The organism is Pantoea sp. BR_17, from assembly GCF_041955125.1.
Classification (GTDB): domain Bacteria; phylum Pseudomonadota; class Gammaproteobacteria; order Enterobacterales; family Enterobacteriaceae; genus Pantoea; species Pantoea stewartii.
Genome location: NZ_JAVAXT010000018.1, coordinates 22,408 through 38,312, shown reverse-complemented (window position 1 = coordinate 38,312; position 15,905 = coordinate 22,408). Strand labels below are relative to the sequence as shown.

General features: G+C 49.7%; 18 protein-coding genes. 4 read left to right on the top strand and 14 right to left on the bottom strand.

Annotated elements, in window-relative coordinates:
• Window positions 1-33: 33 nt before the first annotated feature.
• Window positions 34-1,464: a 6-phospho-beta-glucosidase gene (locus RAC60_RS21430; protein ID WP_033742371.1), complete on the bottom strand. Its 1,431-nt coding sequence runs from the start codon at window positions 1,462-1,464 to the stop codon at window positions 34-36.
• A gap of 29 nt (window positions 1,465-1,493) precedes the next feature.
• Entirely contained in the window at window positions 1,494-2,942 is a 1,449-nt protein-coding gene (gene ascF, locus RAC60_RS21425; RefSeq protein ID WP_058702514.1) for a PTS cellobiose/arbutin/salicin transporter subunit IIBC, read from the bottom strand.
• 315 nt (window positions 2,943-3,257) lie between these two features.
• Between ascF and RAC60_RS21420 the strand changes: the two genes are divergently transcribed.
• Window positions 3,258-4,265 (top strand): LacI family DNA-binding transcriptional regulator, encoded by a 1,008-nt coding sequence (locus tag RAC60_RS21420; protein ID WP_058702515.1) that lies wholly within the window; start codon window positions 3,258-3,260, stop codon window positions 4,263-4,265.
• 15 nt (window positions 4,266-4,280) lie between these two features.
• Here the strand turns inward: RAC60_RS21420 and RAC60_RS21415 are convergent, their stop codons facing one another.
• Both RAC60_RS21415 and RAC60_RS21410 read right to left on the bottom strand, forming a co-directional pair.
• Window positions 4,281-5,030 (bottom strand): DNA-binding transcriptional regulator YciT, encoded by a 750-nt coding sequence (locus tag RAC60_RS21415; RefSeq protein WP_006121999.1) that lies wholly within the window; start codon window positions 5,028-5,030, stop codon window positions 4,281-4,283.
• A gap of 58 nt (window positions 5,031-5,088) precedes the next feature.
• A complete protein-coding gene (locus RAC60_RS21410) occupies window positions 5,089-6,351 on the bottom strand; it encodes a DUF1479 domain-containing protein (protein WP_375094297.1) in 1,263 nt (420 codons plus the stop codon).
• A 225-nt stretch (window positions 6,352-6,576) separates the two neighbouring features.
• Between RAC60_RS21410 and RAC60_RS21405 the strand changes: the two genes are divergently transcribed.
• Window positions 6,577-7,398 carry a Cof-type HAD-IIB family hydrolase gene (locus RAC60_RS21405; protein ID WP_033742381.1) on the top strand — a complete coding sequence of 274 codons (822 nt, stop codon included), beginning with the start codon at window positions 6,577-6,579 and terminating at the stop codon, window positions 7,396-7,398.
• 264 nt (window positions 7,399-7,662) lie between these two features.
• On the opposite strand, the gene RAC60_RS21400 is transcribed toward RAC60_RS21405, so the two are convergent.
• Window positions 7,663-8,346: a hypothetical protein gene (locus tag RAC60_RS21400; protein ID WP_058702517.1), complete on the bottom strand. Its 684-nt coding sequence runs from the start codon at window positions 8,344-8,346 to the stop codon at window positions 7,663-7,665.
• A 158-nt stretch (window positions 8,347-8,504) separates the two neighbouring features.
• Here RAC60_RS21400 and RAC60_RS21395 point away from each other — a divergent pair, with 158 nt between their 5' ends.
• Both RAC60_RS21395 and RAC60_RS21390 read left to right on the top strand, forming a co-directional pair.
• Window positions 8,505-8,816, top strand: coding sequence for a hypothetical protein (locus RAC60_RS21395; protein WP_375094312.1), 312 nt, complete (start codon window positions 8,505-8,507; stop codon window positions 8,814-8,816).
• A gap of 208 nt (window positions 8,817-9,024) precedes the next feature.
• A complete protein-coding gene (locus tag RAC60_RS21390) occupies window positions 9,025-10,086 on the top strand; it encodes a diguanylate cyclase (protein WP_058702518.1) in 1,062 nt (353 codons plus the stop codon).
• A gap of 63 nt (window positions 10,087-10,149) precedes the next feature.
• Here RAC60_RS21390 and map read toward each other — a convergent pair whose 3' ends face one another.
• The 9 genes from map to RAC60_RS21345 form a co-directional block, all read right to left on the bottom strand.
• On the bottom strand, window positions 10,150-10,935 hold the full coding sequence (gene map / locus RAC60_RS21385) for a type I methionyl aminopeptidase (RefSeq protein WP_058702519.1): 786 nt from the start codon (window positions 10,933-10,935) through the stop codon (window positions 10,150-10,152).
• The gene (locus RAC60_RS21380; protein WP_033742389.1) at window positions 10,935-11,177 is read right to left on the bottom strand and encodes a ParD-like family protein; all 243 of its coding nucleotides are present in this window, start codon (window positions 11,175-11,177) and stop codon (window positions 10,935-10,937) included. The genes map and RAC60_RS21380 overlap by 1 nt, the downstream gene beginning before the upstream one ends.
• Window positions 11,178-11,301: 124 nt before the next feature.
• Window positions 11,302-12,387, bottom strand: coding sequence for a site-specific integrase (locus RAC60_RS21375; protein WP_172913269.1), 1,086 nt, complete (start codon window positions 12,385-12,387; stop codon window positions 11,302-11,304).
• Window positions 12,356-12,628 (bottom strand): excisionase, encoded by a 273-nt coding sequence (locus RAC60_RS21370; RefSeq protein ID WP_172913268.1) that lies wholly within the window; start codon window positions 12,626-12,628, stop codon window positions 12,356-12,358. Before RAC60_RS21370 ends, RAC60_RS21375 begins: the two co-directional genes overlap by 32 nt.
• Before the next feature lie 77 nt (window positions 12,629-12,705).
• Window positions 12,706-12,969 (bottom strand): hypothetical protein, encoded by a 264-nt coding sequence (locus tag RAC60_RS21365; protein ID WP_375094296.1) that lies wholly within the window; start codon window positions 12,967-12,969, stop codon window positions 12,706-12,708.
• A gap of 115 nt (window positions 12,970-13,084) precedes the next feature.
• Window positions 13,085-13,942, bottom strand: coding sequence for a YadA C-terminal domain-containing protein (locus RAC60_RS21360; RefSeq protein ID WP_375094295.1), 858 nt, complete (start codon window positions 13,940-13,942; stop codon window positions 13,085-13,087).
• An 89-nt stretch (window positions 13,943-14,031) separates the two neighbouring features.
• Window positions 14,032-14,373 (bottom strand): hypothetical protein, encoded by a 342-nt coding sequence (locus tag RAC60_RS21355; protein WP_172913265.1) that lies wholly within the window; start codon window positions 14,371-14,373, stop codon window positions 14,032-14,034.
• Window positions 14,374-14,562: 189 nt separating this feature from the next.
• Window positions 14,563-14,778: an ANR family transcriptional regulator gene (locus RAC60_RS21350; protein ID WP_172913264.1), complete on the bottom strand. Its 216-nt coding sequence runs from the start codon at window positions 14,776-14,778 to the stop codon at window positions 14,563-14,565.
• Between the two features lie 21 nt (window positions 14,779-14,799).
• Window positions 14,800-15,852 carry a RecT family recombinase gene (locus RAC60_RS21345; protein WP_375094311.1) on the bottom strand — a complete coding sequence of 351 codons (1,053 nt, stop codon included), beginning with the start codon at window positions 15,850-15,852 and terminating at the stop codon, window positions 14,800-14,802.
• Window positions 15,853-15,905 lie beyond the last annotated feature (53 nt).

Genomic DNA, 15,905 nt, shown 5'->3' with positions numbered 1-15,905 from the left:
GCGTCTGGCCACGTCTCGTGGCTGCACACCGACTCAATCCAGATCGCGGCCATTGCTGGCGATGACTTTCTTGTACCACCAGAACGATTTTTTCCGGCGTCTTTCCAGCGTCCCGTTACCGTGGTCGTCCCGATCAACATAGACAAAACCATAGCGCTTGCTCATTTCACCGGTTGAAGCCGCCACCAAATCAATGCAGCCCCATGTGGTATAACCCAGTACGGGAATACCGTCGCCAATCGCGTCAGCCATGGCGCGAATATGCTCACGCAGGTAGCTGATACGATAATCGTCTATGATTTCGCCTTCTGGTGTTAACTCGTCACGTGCACCCAGACCGTTCTCGACTAAAAACAGCGGTTTCTGATAGCGGTCGTACATCATATTCATGGTGATGCGAAGTCCAAGCGGATCAATGCCCCAACCCCATTCACTGCGTGCGATGTGCGGATTAGTCAGCGATTTGACGACATTGGCTGCGCTGCTGTTCTGGTCATGCATATCAGCAGATGCGCAGCGAGAGGCGTAATAACTGAATGAAACAAAATCGACAGTGTTTTTAAGGATCTCCGCATCGTCTTCCGCCATAACGATCTCAATGCCTTTCTCTCGAAACAGACGCGCGGAATACGCTGGGTAGGCGCCACGTGCCTGCACATCGATAAAAAACAGATTTTCACGATCCTTTTGCAGTGCCGCCCAGACATCGTCGGGTTTACTTGACCAGGGATAAAAATTGCCGCCTGCCAGCATGCAGCCTACCTGGTTGGCCGGGTTGACCTCATGAGCAATTTTCGTTACCAGCGCACTGGCAACCAGTTCATGATGGGCGGCCTGATATTTAACCTGCTCGGTATTTTCACCCGGTTCAAACACCAGCCCAGCGCCTGAAAACGGACTATGCAGCATGATGTTAATTTCATTGAAGGTAAGCCAGTATTTCACAAGGCCGTCGAATGCCTCAAAACAGCTTCGTGCATAGCGTGCGAAAAACGCGATCATTTTACGATGACGCCACGATCCATATTCCGTTACCAGATGCATCGGCACGTCAAAATGGCACAGCGTCACCAGTGGCTCAATGCCATAGCGACGACATTCGGTAAACAGATCACGGTAAAACGCCAGCCCCTGCTCGTTGGGCGTTAATTCATCTCCACGAGGGAAAAGTCGGCTCCAGGCGATAGAGGTGCGAAAGACGGTGAATCCCATTTCTGCCATCAGCGCAATATCTTCGCGATAGCGATGATAAAAGTCGATAGCGGTATGGCTGGGATAAAATTCATCATCGCGCAGTGTGACGCGTTTTTCCTGCCCCAGTTTCACCGGCATGCGTGCCGGGCCAAGCGGTAACATGTCAACGGTCGTTAATCCTTTCCCGCCTTCAAGAAAGGCGCCCTCTGACTGGTTTGCGGACAGGGCACCGCCCCATAAAAATCCTTCCGGGAATACTGACTCAGACATGACATCCTCTTTGATACTGTAATCATTAATTAACTGGCGTTAACCGCGTTCGCTTTTTCTGCGGTGACGACGGACGAGGGCGCAGACGGCTGGGTCGTTTCAGGGATATCTTCAAACCCCAGAATGAGAGTAAGAATGAACGACAGCACGACAGAAAGCACCATTACCGCCACGACCCAGACAATCGACAGGGGGTTGGACGGATCAAAAAACTGCACGCTGGTAAATAATCCTGGCGAAGCCATTGAATGGCTGGCAAGCCCGCCGATTCCGGCAACGGCACCGCAGATAAAGCCACTCATCAGGCTGGCGATTAATGGGCGTTTCAGGCGCACGGCGACACCGTAAAGAGCAGGCTCAGAAATACCGGCCACAATAGCGGAGGCCGCGGCTGCAAGCGCCGTTTGGCGTAATTCGCGGTTTTTCGTTTTGAAGGCGACGGCCAGCGACGAACCGCCAAGTGATAAGTTGGCCCCAATTTCTGAAGGCATCACCATGCCTTCTTTACCTGTTTCTGCAATCGTCTGGATGATGGTAGGGGTAAAAACCCGGTGCATGCCGGTCATTACCAGTAGCGGCCACAGCCCGCCCATGATGGCCACGGAAAGCCAGCCCAGATAGCCGTGAATGGTGTAGACCAGCGCAGAGATACCGCTGCCGATCCAGATGCCAATGGGACCTATTAATACAATCGCAATCGGTGCCGCAATCAGCACAATCAGCATCGGCTTAAGGAAGTTTTTGGTGACGGCAGGCGTAATCCGATCCACGCCACGTTCGATATGGGACAGAATCCACGTCATCACAAGCGCGGGGATCACCGTATAGGTATATTTCACCGCCGTCACCGGAACAGAAGCAAACTCGACATGCTGGCCTTGAGCTGCTTTGGCCATTAAATCGATGAAAGTGGGGTGCACCAGGACGCCGGCAATAGCAATCGCCAGTGACATATTGGTTTTAAATTTCAGTGCGGCAGAAGCCGCTACCATGACCGGTAAAAAGAAGAATGCCCCATCCCCGATAACGTTCAGGATGATCAGCGTGGACGAGCCTTTGTCAAAAACGCCCGCCATATCCAGAATCATGGCCAGCAGTTTGACCATCGATCCGCCAATGATCGCCGGAATCAGTGGTGACATGGTACCGACAAGCGCATCGAGAATACCGGCACCAATGCTTTTCAGCGTGATACGACGTTTAACTGGCGCAGCGCTTTCAGCCTGCGGTTGACCGAGCGCCAGAACGGCCTGATAGGCTTTGGCAACATTATTCCCGATGATCACCTGATACTGTGTATCGGTATGCACGACGCCCATGATGCCGTTGACGGCCTTCAGGGCCGCCAGATCGACACTGTCGTCGTCTTTCACGACAAAACGCAGGCGCGTCATACAATGCGTAATGGCGCTAATGTTGTTCAGGCCACCTAAGGCGGTAACGATGGCCTGTGAAATCCCGGCATAATTTCCTGACATGATGTTTCTCTCGTAGGGTAGAGGGAAGTGCGTTCTGGTTTCCGCTCATGACGGCTGCCTTATTGTTTTACGTCTTTCGCCAGGGGAACGTTGCGTGACCACTGACGATCGGCACGGCAAAATAGGAAACCGGTTTCACAAAATCATGAAGCTGTTTTGGGGCTGACACAAGCGCCAATAATCACCCTGTGTTATTTCTGTGATTAAGGTCACTGTCAATGATCTGGCGCGCCCTGTGGGCTGGCGTGTAAATATTTCAAATAATGAAAGACTTAGGTAGACTGCTTTCAGGCTGAGAATTCTGGCGATCCTCATATGACAACGATTTCAGAAGTGGCAAAACGCGCCGGTGTCTCAAAAGCAACGGTTTCCCGGGTATTGTCGGGCAACGGTTACGTCGGCAAAGAGAAACGTGAACACGTTTTGCAGGCTATCGCTGAAACAGGCTATCGGCCCAATTTACTGGCCCGTAATCTGGCAAATAAAAGTACACAAACCATAGGGCTGGTGGTGACTAACACACTGTACAGCGGCAATATTTTCAGCGAGTTAATGTCGCATTCCGCAAGGATTATGGAGCAGCAGAATCGTCAGTTAATTCTGGCTGACGGGAAGCACACTGCCGCTGAGGAGCGCGCGGCGATTCAGTTTTTGCTCGATCTGCGCTGCGATGGCATCATCATCTATCCGCGCTTTCTGAGTATTGATGAACTGGATGCTATTATTTCCGACCACAAACAACCCATTCTGGTAATCAATCGCCGCCTGCGCATTCATGAAAGTTTTTGTGTATTCAGCGACCAGCAGGCAGCAGGGCGGCTGGCTGTCAATCATCTGCTTGAACAGGGGCATCGTGATATCGCGTTTATCACCGGCTCGCTGGATTCTCCTACCAGTCAGGAACGACTTTCCGGTTATCAGGCTGCATTAAGCGCGGCGGGCATTGCGCCTAATCCCCAGCTGATTGTGCAGGGTAAGTGGACCGCACAAAGCGGCATGCTGGCGGTCAAATCCCTGCTCGCCGGCGGCGAGTTTTTCAGCGCTATCGTAGCCAGCAACGATGAAATGGCAATTGGTGCCATTAAACAACTCACGGAAAACAACATTGCTGTACCGGCCAGAGTTTCGGTGATAGGTTTTGATGACATCCCGCTGGCTCCGTATGTGATTCCCTCGCTTTCCAGCATGAAGTTTCCGGTTACCGACATGATCAATGAAACTATCAACCGGCTGGTCGCCATGCTCGATGGCGGCGAGTTAATGCAGCGTAAGCCTTTTATCGCCAGTCTGGTTTCGCGCGATTCTGTCAGCGTCGCACCCTGAAACCGTCAGCCACCTTTAAGCGATCGTCACCGGTATCACCTCGGTGCCTTGCTCTGTAAGCCGGTTCACGGTATCCGCGGGCAAGCCGTGTTCCGTGATGACATGACGCGGCGCATAACCGGGCGATAAAGGATAGGGATAAAGCTGTCCGAATTTACTGCTGTCTGTCAGGACATAGCTCTCAGCGTCTTTTGCCAGGACAGCGTCCACCACGTCACACCGTAGCATGTCGCGACCGGTAAAACCGGTTTCCGGGTGCCAGCCATCAGCACCAATAAACGCTTTATGAAAGTGGGTCTGCTGAATGCAGTAACGCGTCAGTGGCCCGGTCATCGATTCACTGCTCTTTTGTAACCGGCCTCCCAGCACAATGACCTCACAATCGGCTTCTTTCAGCAGATGAGCGATATAGTGACTGACGGTGATAAGCGTCAGATTTTTTCGACTGGCAAGCGCAAGTGCCAGTAAGGCATTCGTACTGCCGCCCTCGATAAAAACTGATTCGCCCTCATTGACGCGTCCGGCGGCATAACGGGCGAGAGCCTGTTTGATGCTGAAACGTGTGTTCATCCGTGTGCTCACATTATCACTGTCCAGGGCGATGGCTGCACCGTGAACGCGACGTAACACGCGCTGCTGTTCAAGTTGTGTTAAATCCTGCCGTATCGTCACCTCAGACACACTGACAACGCGAGCCAGTTCACTGACGGTGATGCTGCCACGCGCATTGACCAGTTCGATAATTTTTTCCTGGCGCGTATTCATACCGGCTCCCTTTATCCTACTGAACCAAAGCGGGCATTAACCCGCTTACTCTTTTTTATCAGGACTGGCACAGGCTGCGTTTCCCGAGTGGGTTAAGGTCGGCCAGGGTAAAGCGATTCTTCCAGTCAGCTTCGTAATGCTCCGGTGGGAAATCCGCAGGGGAATGACCTTGCTTCAGCGCATGCGCCACATGATGCGCATACGCGCGGTTTTTATCGCACATCGGCGCAGCAGGAATATACATCACATTTCCCCAGCCTTGTTGGTTTTCGACCGGCGCGACCGCGTGAATAAGGTCACAATGCCACCAAACGGAATCGCCGGCGGTAATAGCCGGTACCGGGCATAAGCCCTTCATCAAATGGGGATGCCATTTTTCATTAACAGGCAGGACGCGGCCGGGTGCGACACCGCACAGTTCATCTTCCGGCACATCGGAGAGCAGTGGACGTAACAGAAGATAGGCCATTGCCATGGGGACGGGCACAACGTGAAGTAAACCCTGACCCGGGATCATATCGGACAGCGCGGTCCAGCCCTGGAAAGTGCGGAAGACAGAACATTTTGTGGTGTCCGGTACATCGTATTCATCGACGTCGCTGCGGTGAGCGGCATTCCAGGGATCGTAGCGATCAATATCCCCGTTAAAAACGGCGTGAAAGACGCGTTGATAAGCAGGCAACAGCCACCGTTCCAGCGCGCCTGAATCGGTATGCGCACCCAGTCCCTTTGACGTGGTGCCCGGTAGCCCTCGACGAATACGGTCTGGATAGAGGATATTCACGTCAGGATCAAACCATCGCTGCCCCTCCGATTCATAGGTCCATAACCGGTTCAGAAACGACTGTACCTGATGCATTTCCGGGCGTTGACGGGCCTGCATTTGAGCCTGAGACCAGTAAATGGGGTAAATTTCTGGACGGGATGCCTCAAGACTGCCGAAAAAATTGTCTCCTGGCCCGCGGTACTGTGCATCAAACTGGTTTTCATCCAGATAGCGCAATATGTCGGCATCCCAGGCCAGTGCCTGCTCACGGGGGAAATGCTGCCGGACGACGACACAGCCGCGCCGCTTGATACGCGCCCGCGTTTCCGGGGAAACCGTGCCTGAGGCTATCGCCTCGCCCGTGACGATGGGCCAGGCGCTCCCGGTTTGAGCCTCTTCCAGCCTGGCTTCGGCAATGGCTTCTTCTGTTTTCTGACAGACTTGCCGAAATACGCGCTCAACGTCACCGATCTGCTCACGTGCGCGCTGCTTAAAGTTACGGATAGAGGCAGAGACGTCCTCAGGAAGTGGGGTGTAGTGAAGTCCTTCGCGCATAGATTAACCTCTTAACAGATGATGTTATTTCGAATGAAATTTATGTAACCTTCATTCGAAGATGATGGTCATTATTAACAGAGCTTTAACTTTCAATCTGGGCGCGACGGCACAATTTGCCATAACAGGCGGAAATTCAGCGTTTGTAACTTTCAATAATCCTTACAGCGAGTAAGCTTAACCACACAGTTAGCCTGTTAAGGCCGGGAGCAAAGGGGGAGTAAAATGGCAGTAAGGATGATTGCAGTGGATATGGACGGTACCTTTCTTGATGAAAACAAGCAGTACAATGTCCAGCGCTTTTCACGCCAGTATGCTCTGCTCAAAGAAAAAGGTATTCATTTTGTGGTCGCCAGCGGCAATCAGTATTACCAGTTACAGCGATATTTTCCTGACATCAAAAATGAAATTGCCTTCGTGGCAGAAAACGGTGCGTGGGTGTCGCATGGCGATGAAGTAATATTTTGTGGCGAGCTGGCAAAAGAAAGGGTACACAGCGTACTCGATATTCTGGCCAGAGAACCGGATATCAGCGTCGTTGTTTGTGGCCGCAAAAGTGCTTATGTTCATGCGTCCATGCCGGATAGCGTGATCGGCATGCTAAAAAATCATTATTACCGACTCGAGAAGCGCGACAACCTTTACGATATTGATGACACTGTCTTTAAGTTCTCGCTCAATCTGGCGCACGAAGGGATTGAAAGCCTGATGACGCGTTTGCATACCCAATTGGGCGAAATCGATCACATCATGCATCCCGTTTCCAGCGGTTATGGCTTTATTGACCTGATTATTCCGGGTTGCCATAAAGCACACGGTATCGCTTTGCTTCAGCAAAAATGGGGCATTAGCGATTGTGAAGTGGTGGCTGTCGGCGACAGCGCGAATGATATCGAGATGTTACGTCAGGCCTGCTTTAGTTTTGCAATGGCCAATGCGGGTGAGGCTGTCTCGGCTGTCGCGCGTTTTAAAACCGAGAGTAATACGGACGAGGGCGCGCTGAATGTGATTGCCCGCGTTCTGGCTCGTGAATTTCCATTCGACTGATTTCACTAATCAGACATCAACCAACCCAAATCAAGTCTTGCGGAAACCATAGGTGACGTTGTCACTTGTAGCGATGTTTTCAGGGGCTGCTCACTCATCGTGAGCAGCCTCCCTGACGAGCCTGAACGTAAGCTGAGCATCAACGAGGCATAATATAGTTACAACATACTTTAAGCGTTTTAGGTTATCCCTGGCATTAACCTATGTGCCTGTTTCGCCTGCCAGATGCAAAGGCTGGCCCGATGCATATCGGGCCATGGAAGGTTAGCGATCGGCTTTATTTTCATCAACACCGGAGGGATCGTTTTCAGCCTCTGACTGCCACGGTTTCAGGAGCTGAATATCCAAAATGACATAAACCATCGTACTGATAAACAGTGAAATGACGCTACCAAACACACCGCTGGTAGTGAAGGTAAGGTAGTTATAGATGATTAACCATGTGAGGCAAATGAACATCGCGAGCGCCAGCATGATGGATGAAAGCGAGTAGTTGCTGGTACCCGCGCCTTGCTGATGCGTCAGTTTAAATACATGACCTGTGGTATACCTTTCCAGAATCAAAAGTGTTCGTTGCCAGTTACGGCGTTGACGTGACCCCGCGCGCACAAGAAACAGGTAAAGCACAGAAATAAAAAAGCCGGAAAAGGCGATAAGCACCGGCACGGCTTCTAACGCGTATTCAATACTTTTGTGACTCGCCCCGGCGGGACTCAGGTCCAGCGTCAGTGATGCACCCAGCGCCGCATAGAGAAAAACGAACAGGGCCAGAAACGTGATCGTCCGTTTCCAGTCTGCCTCAGCCTCATGATTTTTTTGCTGTAGCGCGACAGTATAAGCGCGATCAATGTGTTCAGCGTGGGGAGAGTGCATCTCAATGACGTCAACGGGTTCGTCCAGAAGTGCGGTGATAAATGGTTTGTGATCGTCAGGCAGGGGGATTTTCATTATCCAGATTCTCGTTGTTAATTTTCGCTTATTTTAGCTGTCCTGAGACGAAATGATACTCACGTTCCAGGTTAAAATGCGTTAAAAGGCAAGCAAATGCCTTTTATTCATCCGGCTTGTTGTACACTGCCGATGATCCCACGACGAGGAAAGCGACGATGAATGACAAGAAAATGATTTCCATCGATCAGTTCAGCGATGAAGAGCGACTTGCCGTCAATGAATTGCTTCATCATTTGATTGAAAAATACCGCCAACGTACGGGTAAAGAACCGGACGTCAAAAAAGAGAAAGCGCTTAACCTTGAAGCGCGTCAGCAGGTGATGGCGGATAAATTGCTTAAAGAAAAGTTAAAAGCAGAAAAGGAAAACAAAAAACCTGTCCGAAAAAAGAAACCGTCCTCACTGACTGCCAGTGAAGTCAGCGATTTTAACTGGTCTGCGTCGGTCGCGAAGGGCCGCAGGAGATAGCGGCAATGTATTGCTAAATTGACAGCCTGATGCATGACAATGAGGTGATGTTGCGCGTTGGGCTTAAACGTATTTTTTAAAATGCGGGCAGCTAAAATTTTCTCGTCAGAAAAAATAATAAATAAAGCGGAAAGAATCTTAAAAAGTCATGCTGCCTGCTCTTTTTGTAGATAAACTGCATTATATAGACTGCTAATTACGCCTTCGAATGACCTATTACTCACCCGATGATAATCATCTCAAAATGCGATCGACGCGATTTGTTCGTCGCATGTTCGCAATGCGTCAATTAGGGACGATTTTATGTGCCATGCCAATCGCTTCTGTATTAGTCGAACAGGGTCACGGCATCTCCATTTTTGCGTTACTGATCGGTAATGTCATCCTCTGGCCGTCTCTGGCCTATCGCCTTGCGGCTTCCGCGCGTGATTCAACCGCGAGGGAAAGAATGAATCTCACGCTTGATGCGGCGTTTGGCGGTATCTGGGTCGCGTTGCTGGCGCTAAGTCCCATGCCGTGTTTTGTGATCATGGCAGTATTAATTTCCGACCGTTACGCAGCAGGCGGCTGGCCACAGCTCTTGTCCGCATTTCAGTCATTTCTTTTTGCCTTTCTTCTGGTCTGGACGCTTGAAGGCGCGCCGGTATCAATGACATTCAGCCTGCGTACAGCCTGGCTGACATTACCGCTGGCGACCTTTTATATGCTGGCGTTAAGCGTTGTATCCCATAATCTGACGTATATGCTGCGTCAAAAAAATCGCGAGCTTGAACGTATTGCATTAATGGATCCGGGTCTGCAAATTCCTAATCGACGTCTTTTTGAGCGCCGACTCGAAAGCGAATTTCTTCGTACCCGCCGTGGAGACAGTAAAGCCTATCTGATTCTGATCGATGTTGACCATTTCAAACATGTTAACGATACCTATGGTCACGAAGCAGGGGATTTTCTTCTGGCGGAAATTTCAGGTTTATTGCGCGACAGTGTGGGAATGAAAGACACACCGGCGCGGTTCGGTGGCGATGAGCTGGGCGTCATTGTCCGTGATGCTGATGACGCTGGCATCGTCAAACTCGCTGAGCATATTCAGTGGCGCATTACGCAGTTACGGTTGCCTGCTTCGCCCGATTTTACCTGTTCAGTCAGTATTGGTATTGCCTGTGCAGAAAAAGCCAGTTCGATACACGAATGGTTGCGCCGTGCCGATGAAGCGTTATATGACGTTAAGCGCTCAGGACGTAATGGTTTAAAGTTATGGCGAGGTCTTTAAGCACAGGGCGCGATATCTTATACCGCAAAAATAAAGCCGCCTGTTAAGGGCGGCTTTATTGACTCAGATAGCGGGATAATCGCCCGTTCCCTCGGGCCAGGGCGTGAGCAGGTCAAAACCCGTATCGGTAACGGCAACGGTATGCTCCCACTGTGCGGAGAGTGATCGATCCTTCGTGACTACCGTCCAGCCATCGGAAAGCACGCTGGTGCCCGCCTTTCCGGCATTGATCATCGGCTCGATAGTAAAAATCATACCAGCTTTCAAGGGCATCCCTTCACCGGGCGTACCGTAATGCAAAATTTGTGGGTCGGTATGATAAATCTCGCCGACGCCGTGACCGCAATATTCCCTGACAACCGAAAAGCCGGCATTTTCAGCAATGCGCTGAATGGCTGCCCCTATATCGCCTAAGGTCGCGCCAGGACGGACAGTTTTAATACCGGCAACCAGCGACTGATAACTGATATCGACCAGGCGTTTGGCGCGCACGGACGGTGTGCCAACAAAATACATGCGGCTTGTGTCGCCATACCAGCCATCTTTGATAATGGCGACATCGATATTCACGATATCACCGTCTTTCAGTTTTTTTGCCGCAGGGATGCCGTGACAGACAACGTGGTTTACAGAGGTGCAGGTGGTTCGCGTATAACCGTGATAACCGATATTAGCCGGCGTCACGTTGAGTTCATTAACAATAAAATCGTGGCAAATATCGTCCAGCTCTTCCGTCGTAATGCCTGGACGAACGTGCGATGTGATCATGGCCAGCACCTGTGCTGCAGCATGACCTGCCGCGCGAGCTTTTTCGATTTCTTCGGCGGAATGTATTTTCACTGTTCCCATTACACTTCTCCCTGTGGGGCCAGGTCACTCTTAGGCAGCACCTGGCGAATATCGGCACCGCCGTTCATTTCTATGCGAATGAGCGTTTGCGCCAGTTCGTTTTGCGTTAACTGCGGATAGAGCTCGGCCAGCATGCCCAGTTTTAACCAGTGCTCAGCCTGCGAGTTGATCGAGCGGCTCATTGCCTGACTGGCAATACGAAGATTCTCATGCATCACGTCGGATATTTTTACGATGCCCATACTCATCCTGTATATAAAGTGTATGCGTTTTATATACAGGATAACGCTAACGTCATGAGTTGCAAGAGCAAATCGACGGTCGTTCGAAAATGTCCGAAATTTGTCCGAATTTCTCATACACTGCTTATACCAAAACAAACTCATTTGACCGTGGGTCGAGATATTTTTTGGTCATCGACAGGTTCTTATGGCCCAGTAATCGCTGCGCAAACTCCTCCCCAAACCGGGCTTCGTAAAGCCTTCCGGATAAGCTGCGAATTTCATGGAAGGTGGGAGGATTTGTTTCTTCACTCAAACCGCAACGCTGACGTGCTCGGGCAAATGCCTGGGTGATATTGCCGGGCGAAACGGGGCCGGGCTTGCGTCCGTTCCGTCGGGTAGTGGAGTAAATGAAGTACTCAGAAGGATTATTCTCACGGCATAATCCAATGACCTCATTGAGGGTCATACCGATTTCTTTCATTTCCAGATCAACAGGTATGGCGAGTTTACTCCCTTTTTTGCTCTGAGTAACAAACAGGCGGCCGTTGCTTACATCGCTGAATTTCATGCGGCTGATGTCTTCACGTCGCTGTGCCGTCACCAGCGCTAATAACATCGTTCTGTATAACCAGGGCTCTGATTCGCGAACGCATTCGGTTAGCAAATTGAACTGATCTATCGTTAACCGGCTTCTCTGTACCGCAGGCTGTCTGGCGCGCGTGGGCTCAACAGGGTTTCTTTCTATCAGACCCGCCACAATAGCCTCGCGGAAAATATCATTGAGCAGGCTACGCAGTATGACGGCCATGGTCCTCTTGTCGTCAGCAATGTAACCCTCTATAAATTCCGCGATATGACGGGTCGTAACCGAGGACAGGGAGTAGTCACCGAGATGTTTTGCGATGACTTTGAGCTGATAACGGCGAAGACGCATTGTTGTAGGCTTAACATGCCGACTTGCCAGAATAAGCTCATATCTTGAAAGCCAGGTACCTACCGTCATTACCGCATTCATCTGTAATTTCGCCAGCAGGGCAGAGGGCGTGTAATTTTGTTCAATGTAGTTGTTTGCTTCTAATGCCTGCGCGATGGCTTCTCTCCGGGCAATACTGCCCAGAGAGAATTCCTTTCCCGTCTGAGGATTGCGCCAGTGATAGGTTTTGCGTTTATGCCTGTAAGTCAGATTACGGGGAAGGTTAGAATCGTAGGTTTGAGGCCTTTTCGCCATTGATGATTTTCTCCAGCAGCGAATTACCTGAGCCAGAACTGTTTGGGTGGCTGTTCAGGTTTCTTGTCAGTTTTCGGGGATTGATATAAACAGAGTCAGGGTGGAGCTTATATTCTTTGCCGTGCAACTGAGGGCAGGGATAAATACGGCCTTCCCGTGCCCAGCGCCGCAGGGTTGAGAGAGAGGGCGGCACAGAATATGTTGTGCTCGCCCATTCCTGCAAATTGAGTAGCTTCGTCATGTTCTGCCTCCAGAATTACGGCATAAAAAAACCGCCCAGCGGGCGGTCAGGTTCTGTCGCTGTGTGACTTGCTGAAATCAGGTTTTTTCTTTCTCAATCACATTTCCACAGCAAGGACACTCATGTTTCAGGTTCGGGTTATGCCCGAAGAGGTTATCAATCTTTACGTTATGCAATTTGGTCAGTGCATCGGCTGCGGATTGATGATGCCGGCTGGCCTCTTTGGAGCTGACCATACCCTTGAATTTTAGATCTTCAATAATCTTAACTGACTCTGTCAGCGTTGTTGTCACCGCCAGTAAAGTGTCTATTACTTGCTTAGCTGCTTCACGGCTATGCATAACCCGCCTCCTAGATGAAACATAATCAGGGTAAGGATGTCTGACAGGGAGTTCAGGCATCCGCTAAGTGAGCTTGGTAAATGACCATTGGTTGAAATGTGTGTCAGGCAATCAGTTACCACCCAACAGAAAGACCGGCTGCCACACCAAGGTTTCTACTGGTGTCATAACTCAGATAGGTTCCGCTTCGGACGTTATCACCCAGCTTGAAAATCGACCCCCATGCAAGCGCCGATTGTCCGCCGTATGAACCACCACTTAACCCCATGCTGACGTTTTTTCCCTCAATAAAGGGGATCGCGTTCATTGCCATCGCCGCACTTATCCCGGCCATCGCTTTTTTGTCGTTCTTTCTAATATCATTTTCAATGTTGCTGAATCGGCTTTCAGCTTCAAATTTAAATGTACTTAACTGGCCAGTAACCGTTTGGATTGCATGAGCGTTATCAGTAATAAGCTCATGGTTATGCAGAGTACTTTCATGATTGGCAGCAATAGCTGAACGATTGTGTTTAATATCGTTCCTGTTCAATTCTGCTCTCACGATGTTAGCCCCGATCTCTTTTGTGTTAGCTTCGATACCCGCAGCATTGATGATGATGTTCTGCTGGTTGGCCTTGATACCTGCAGCATTGGTGCTGATGTTCTGCTGGTTGGCCTTGATACCCGCAGCATTGGTGCTGATGTTCTGCTGGTTGGACTTGATACCCGCAGCATTGATGCTGATGTTCTGCTGGTTGGCCTTGATACCTGCAGCATTGGTGCTGATGTTCTGCTGATTGGCCTTGATACCCGCAGCATTGGTGCTAATCTTTTGATTGTTAGCCTTAATGTCTGCAGTATTATGCTTGATATCTTCCTTATCTTTAGAGTTATTTTTATGATGATGTAACCAGGAAAATAAATTAGCGTGTGCAGGTGTGATTACAGATAATGATATTATTAAACACGATATAATTGTTCTGGTGTGCATTTCCTTTTGGCCTTTTAATTTAAATTAAGTTCCCTTGTGGGCTTTATCTGCTGCATGCGGAAATAATAAAAATCATGACGATTTAAGGGTTAATAATTTTTTAAGTCGCTCTCCTTTTTGTGTTCATCATCAGACTCATATTGAATAGATGATTTGAATAAATCACCAGATTTTTCACAAAAATCAAACTTCAAAGTCGCGAATAAAGGAACAATGTATTCATCTTTTCTTGCTCGTTTATTCAGTGACTTAACTGCCTCTGAATGGGAAAAAAATAAACCCTCTCCTTTACCTCCTGGTGGCAGGATGAACCATGCCACCGGATAAGCGGTAAGTGAGAGCTTGGCAATAAGATAAACTAACTGCTCAGAGGGGGCAGATGAGGAGTGAAAAAGGAAATTATCAATATATTCTAAGATTCTACTTTTCACCGATTACTCCTTCAGGTGTAAAAATGACAGTGGCGAGTTTACCTGCTCTTAATTTTATTATTTCTCCTGTGCGTTGAGTTCGTAAATTATCACTGAGGTTATGCTCAGTGAAGTCATAAAAATGAATTTATTTTTTTGGGGGGTGTGTTTTTTAAAATTTCTGGATTCAGGATTTAGCAGGGAGCTTTTTTAAGACCAACCATTACGTATTACGCTTAAACAATAATGGTTACGATGCTCTGCCCATTCGGCATTAATAATATTCCTTGCGAGCTTTGTTGCCTGTGACCAGAGTTTCTCCGCATGTTCATATTGTCCGCAGCTTTCGGCAAATGCAGCGGCCTCGGCTACCGTGTAATATCGAACGTTACGTAATTCGATTAGGGTGTGGTTATCTGGAGTCATTGATCATTCCTGCTAAAACAGCTAGAGCTTTTCTGGATTTAATTCTTCTTCCTCGATTTCAGCCTTTCTGACAAGAAAGATATCCGTGGCTTTTTCCAGCAGAGCTGGCGTTGGTTGCAAAACTTTTGCCGCATATGCATAACATCGGTCGAGTGCTTTAACTGACTTGCTGTTTATGGCGGCTTCACAAAAATCCGTCAGCAACTCCTCAGGGGTGCGTTTCTGTTTACCAGTACCCACTTCACCCATATCCTCAGCCTTGCATTGAAGCGGAGCCGGCTGCGGATTATCTGATGGCTTAACGGGAGACCTCGCAGGACGTTGAGGTGGTAAAGCGGGGGCAGGGGTTTCTGCTTTTATATTGTCTGGTAAAAACACATTTTCCTCCTCAGCTTTATTACCGATTTCTGCGTCATCGATTTTCATCGACTGATTAATGTAATCGTTAAGATCACCACTCTGTGTGGGTGGCGTGACATCATGTTCGGCCTTGACCGTAACTTCCAGTTCATCGATCGTGTAAACACCGAGGATGACATCCGGGCAATGCAAGCGGGCCCACCTTTTAACGGCCAGATACGCGAGTTGCTGTTTCGGATCGCTCGCCCATAGCGTTGAATTTCTGACCTGTGCTTGTGATAACAGCAGTTCCAGTACACGAGGTTCCTGCTCATTCTTCATTGTCGCCCAGACGCGGACGCCGCAGTCGGCTTCATCTTCAAGTGTCCAGCCGGGAACGGTGTACTTATGTCCTTTACCTGACGTTTTTTCGACAAATTTGCCGAGGACTTTTTCCCATGGGCCGAACCACTCATAATGTGGGCGGTCACGGGTGGGTGCCATCGTTGTGATAACCGCGTTCACCAGTTGTGCCTCATAGCCAAGTACGCCATTTACCAGGAAGGTTTTCTGAGCAACGGCGAAGGGGTTCATGCGCCACTGTGCGGCCTGCATTGCGACAGCAAGACAGTCAGCTGTTTTTCCTGCCAGGTGTGCCGGTACGGAAACTCTGCTGCTGGCCATGATGTCAGCAAAGCGAATCAGCTTGTCCAGTGCATCCGGACTGAAAATCATGGATGCAGTGCCTGCATTTTCAGCATCAGTGTTCATCAGTGGGGTATTCATCG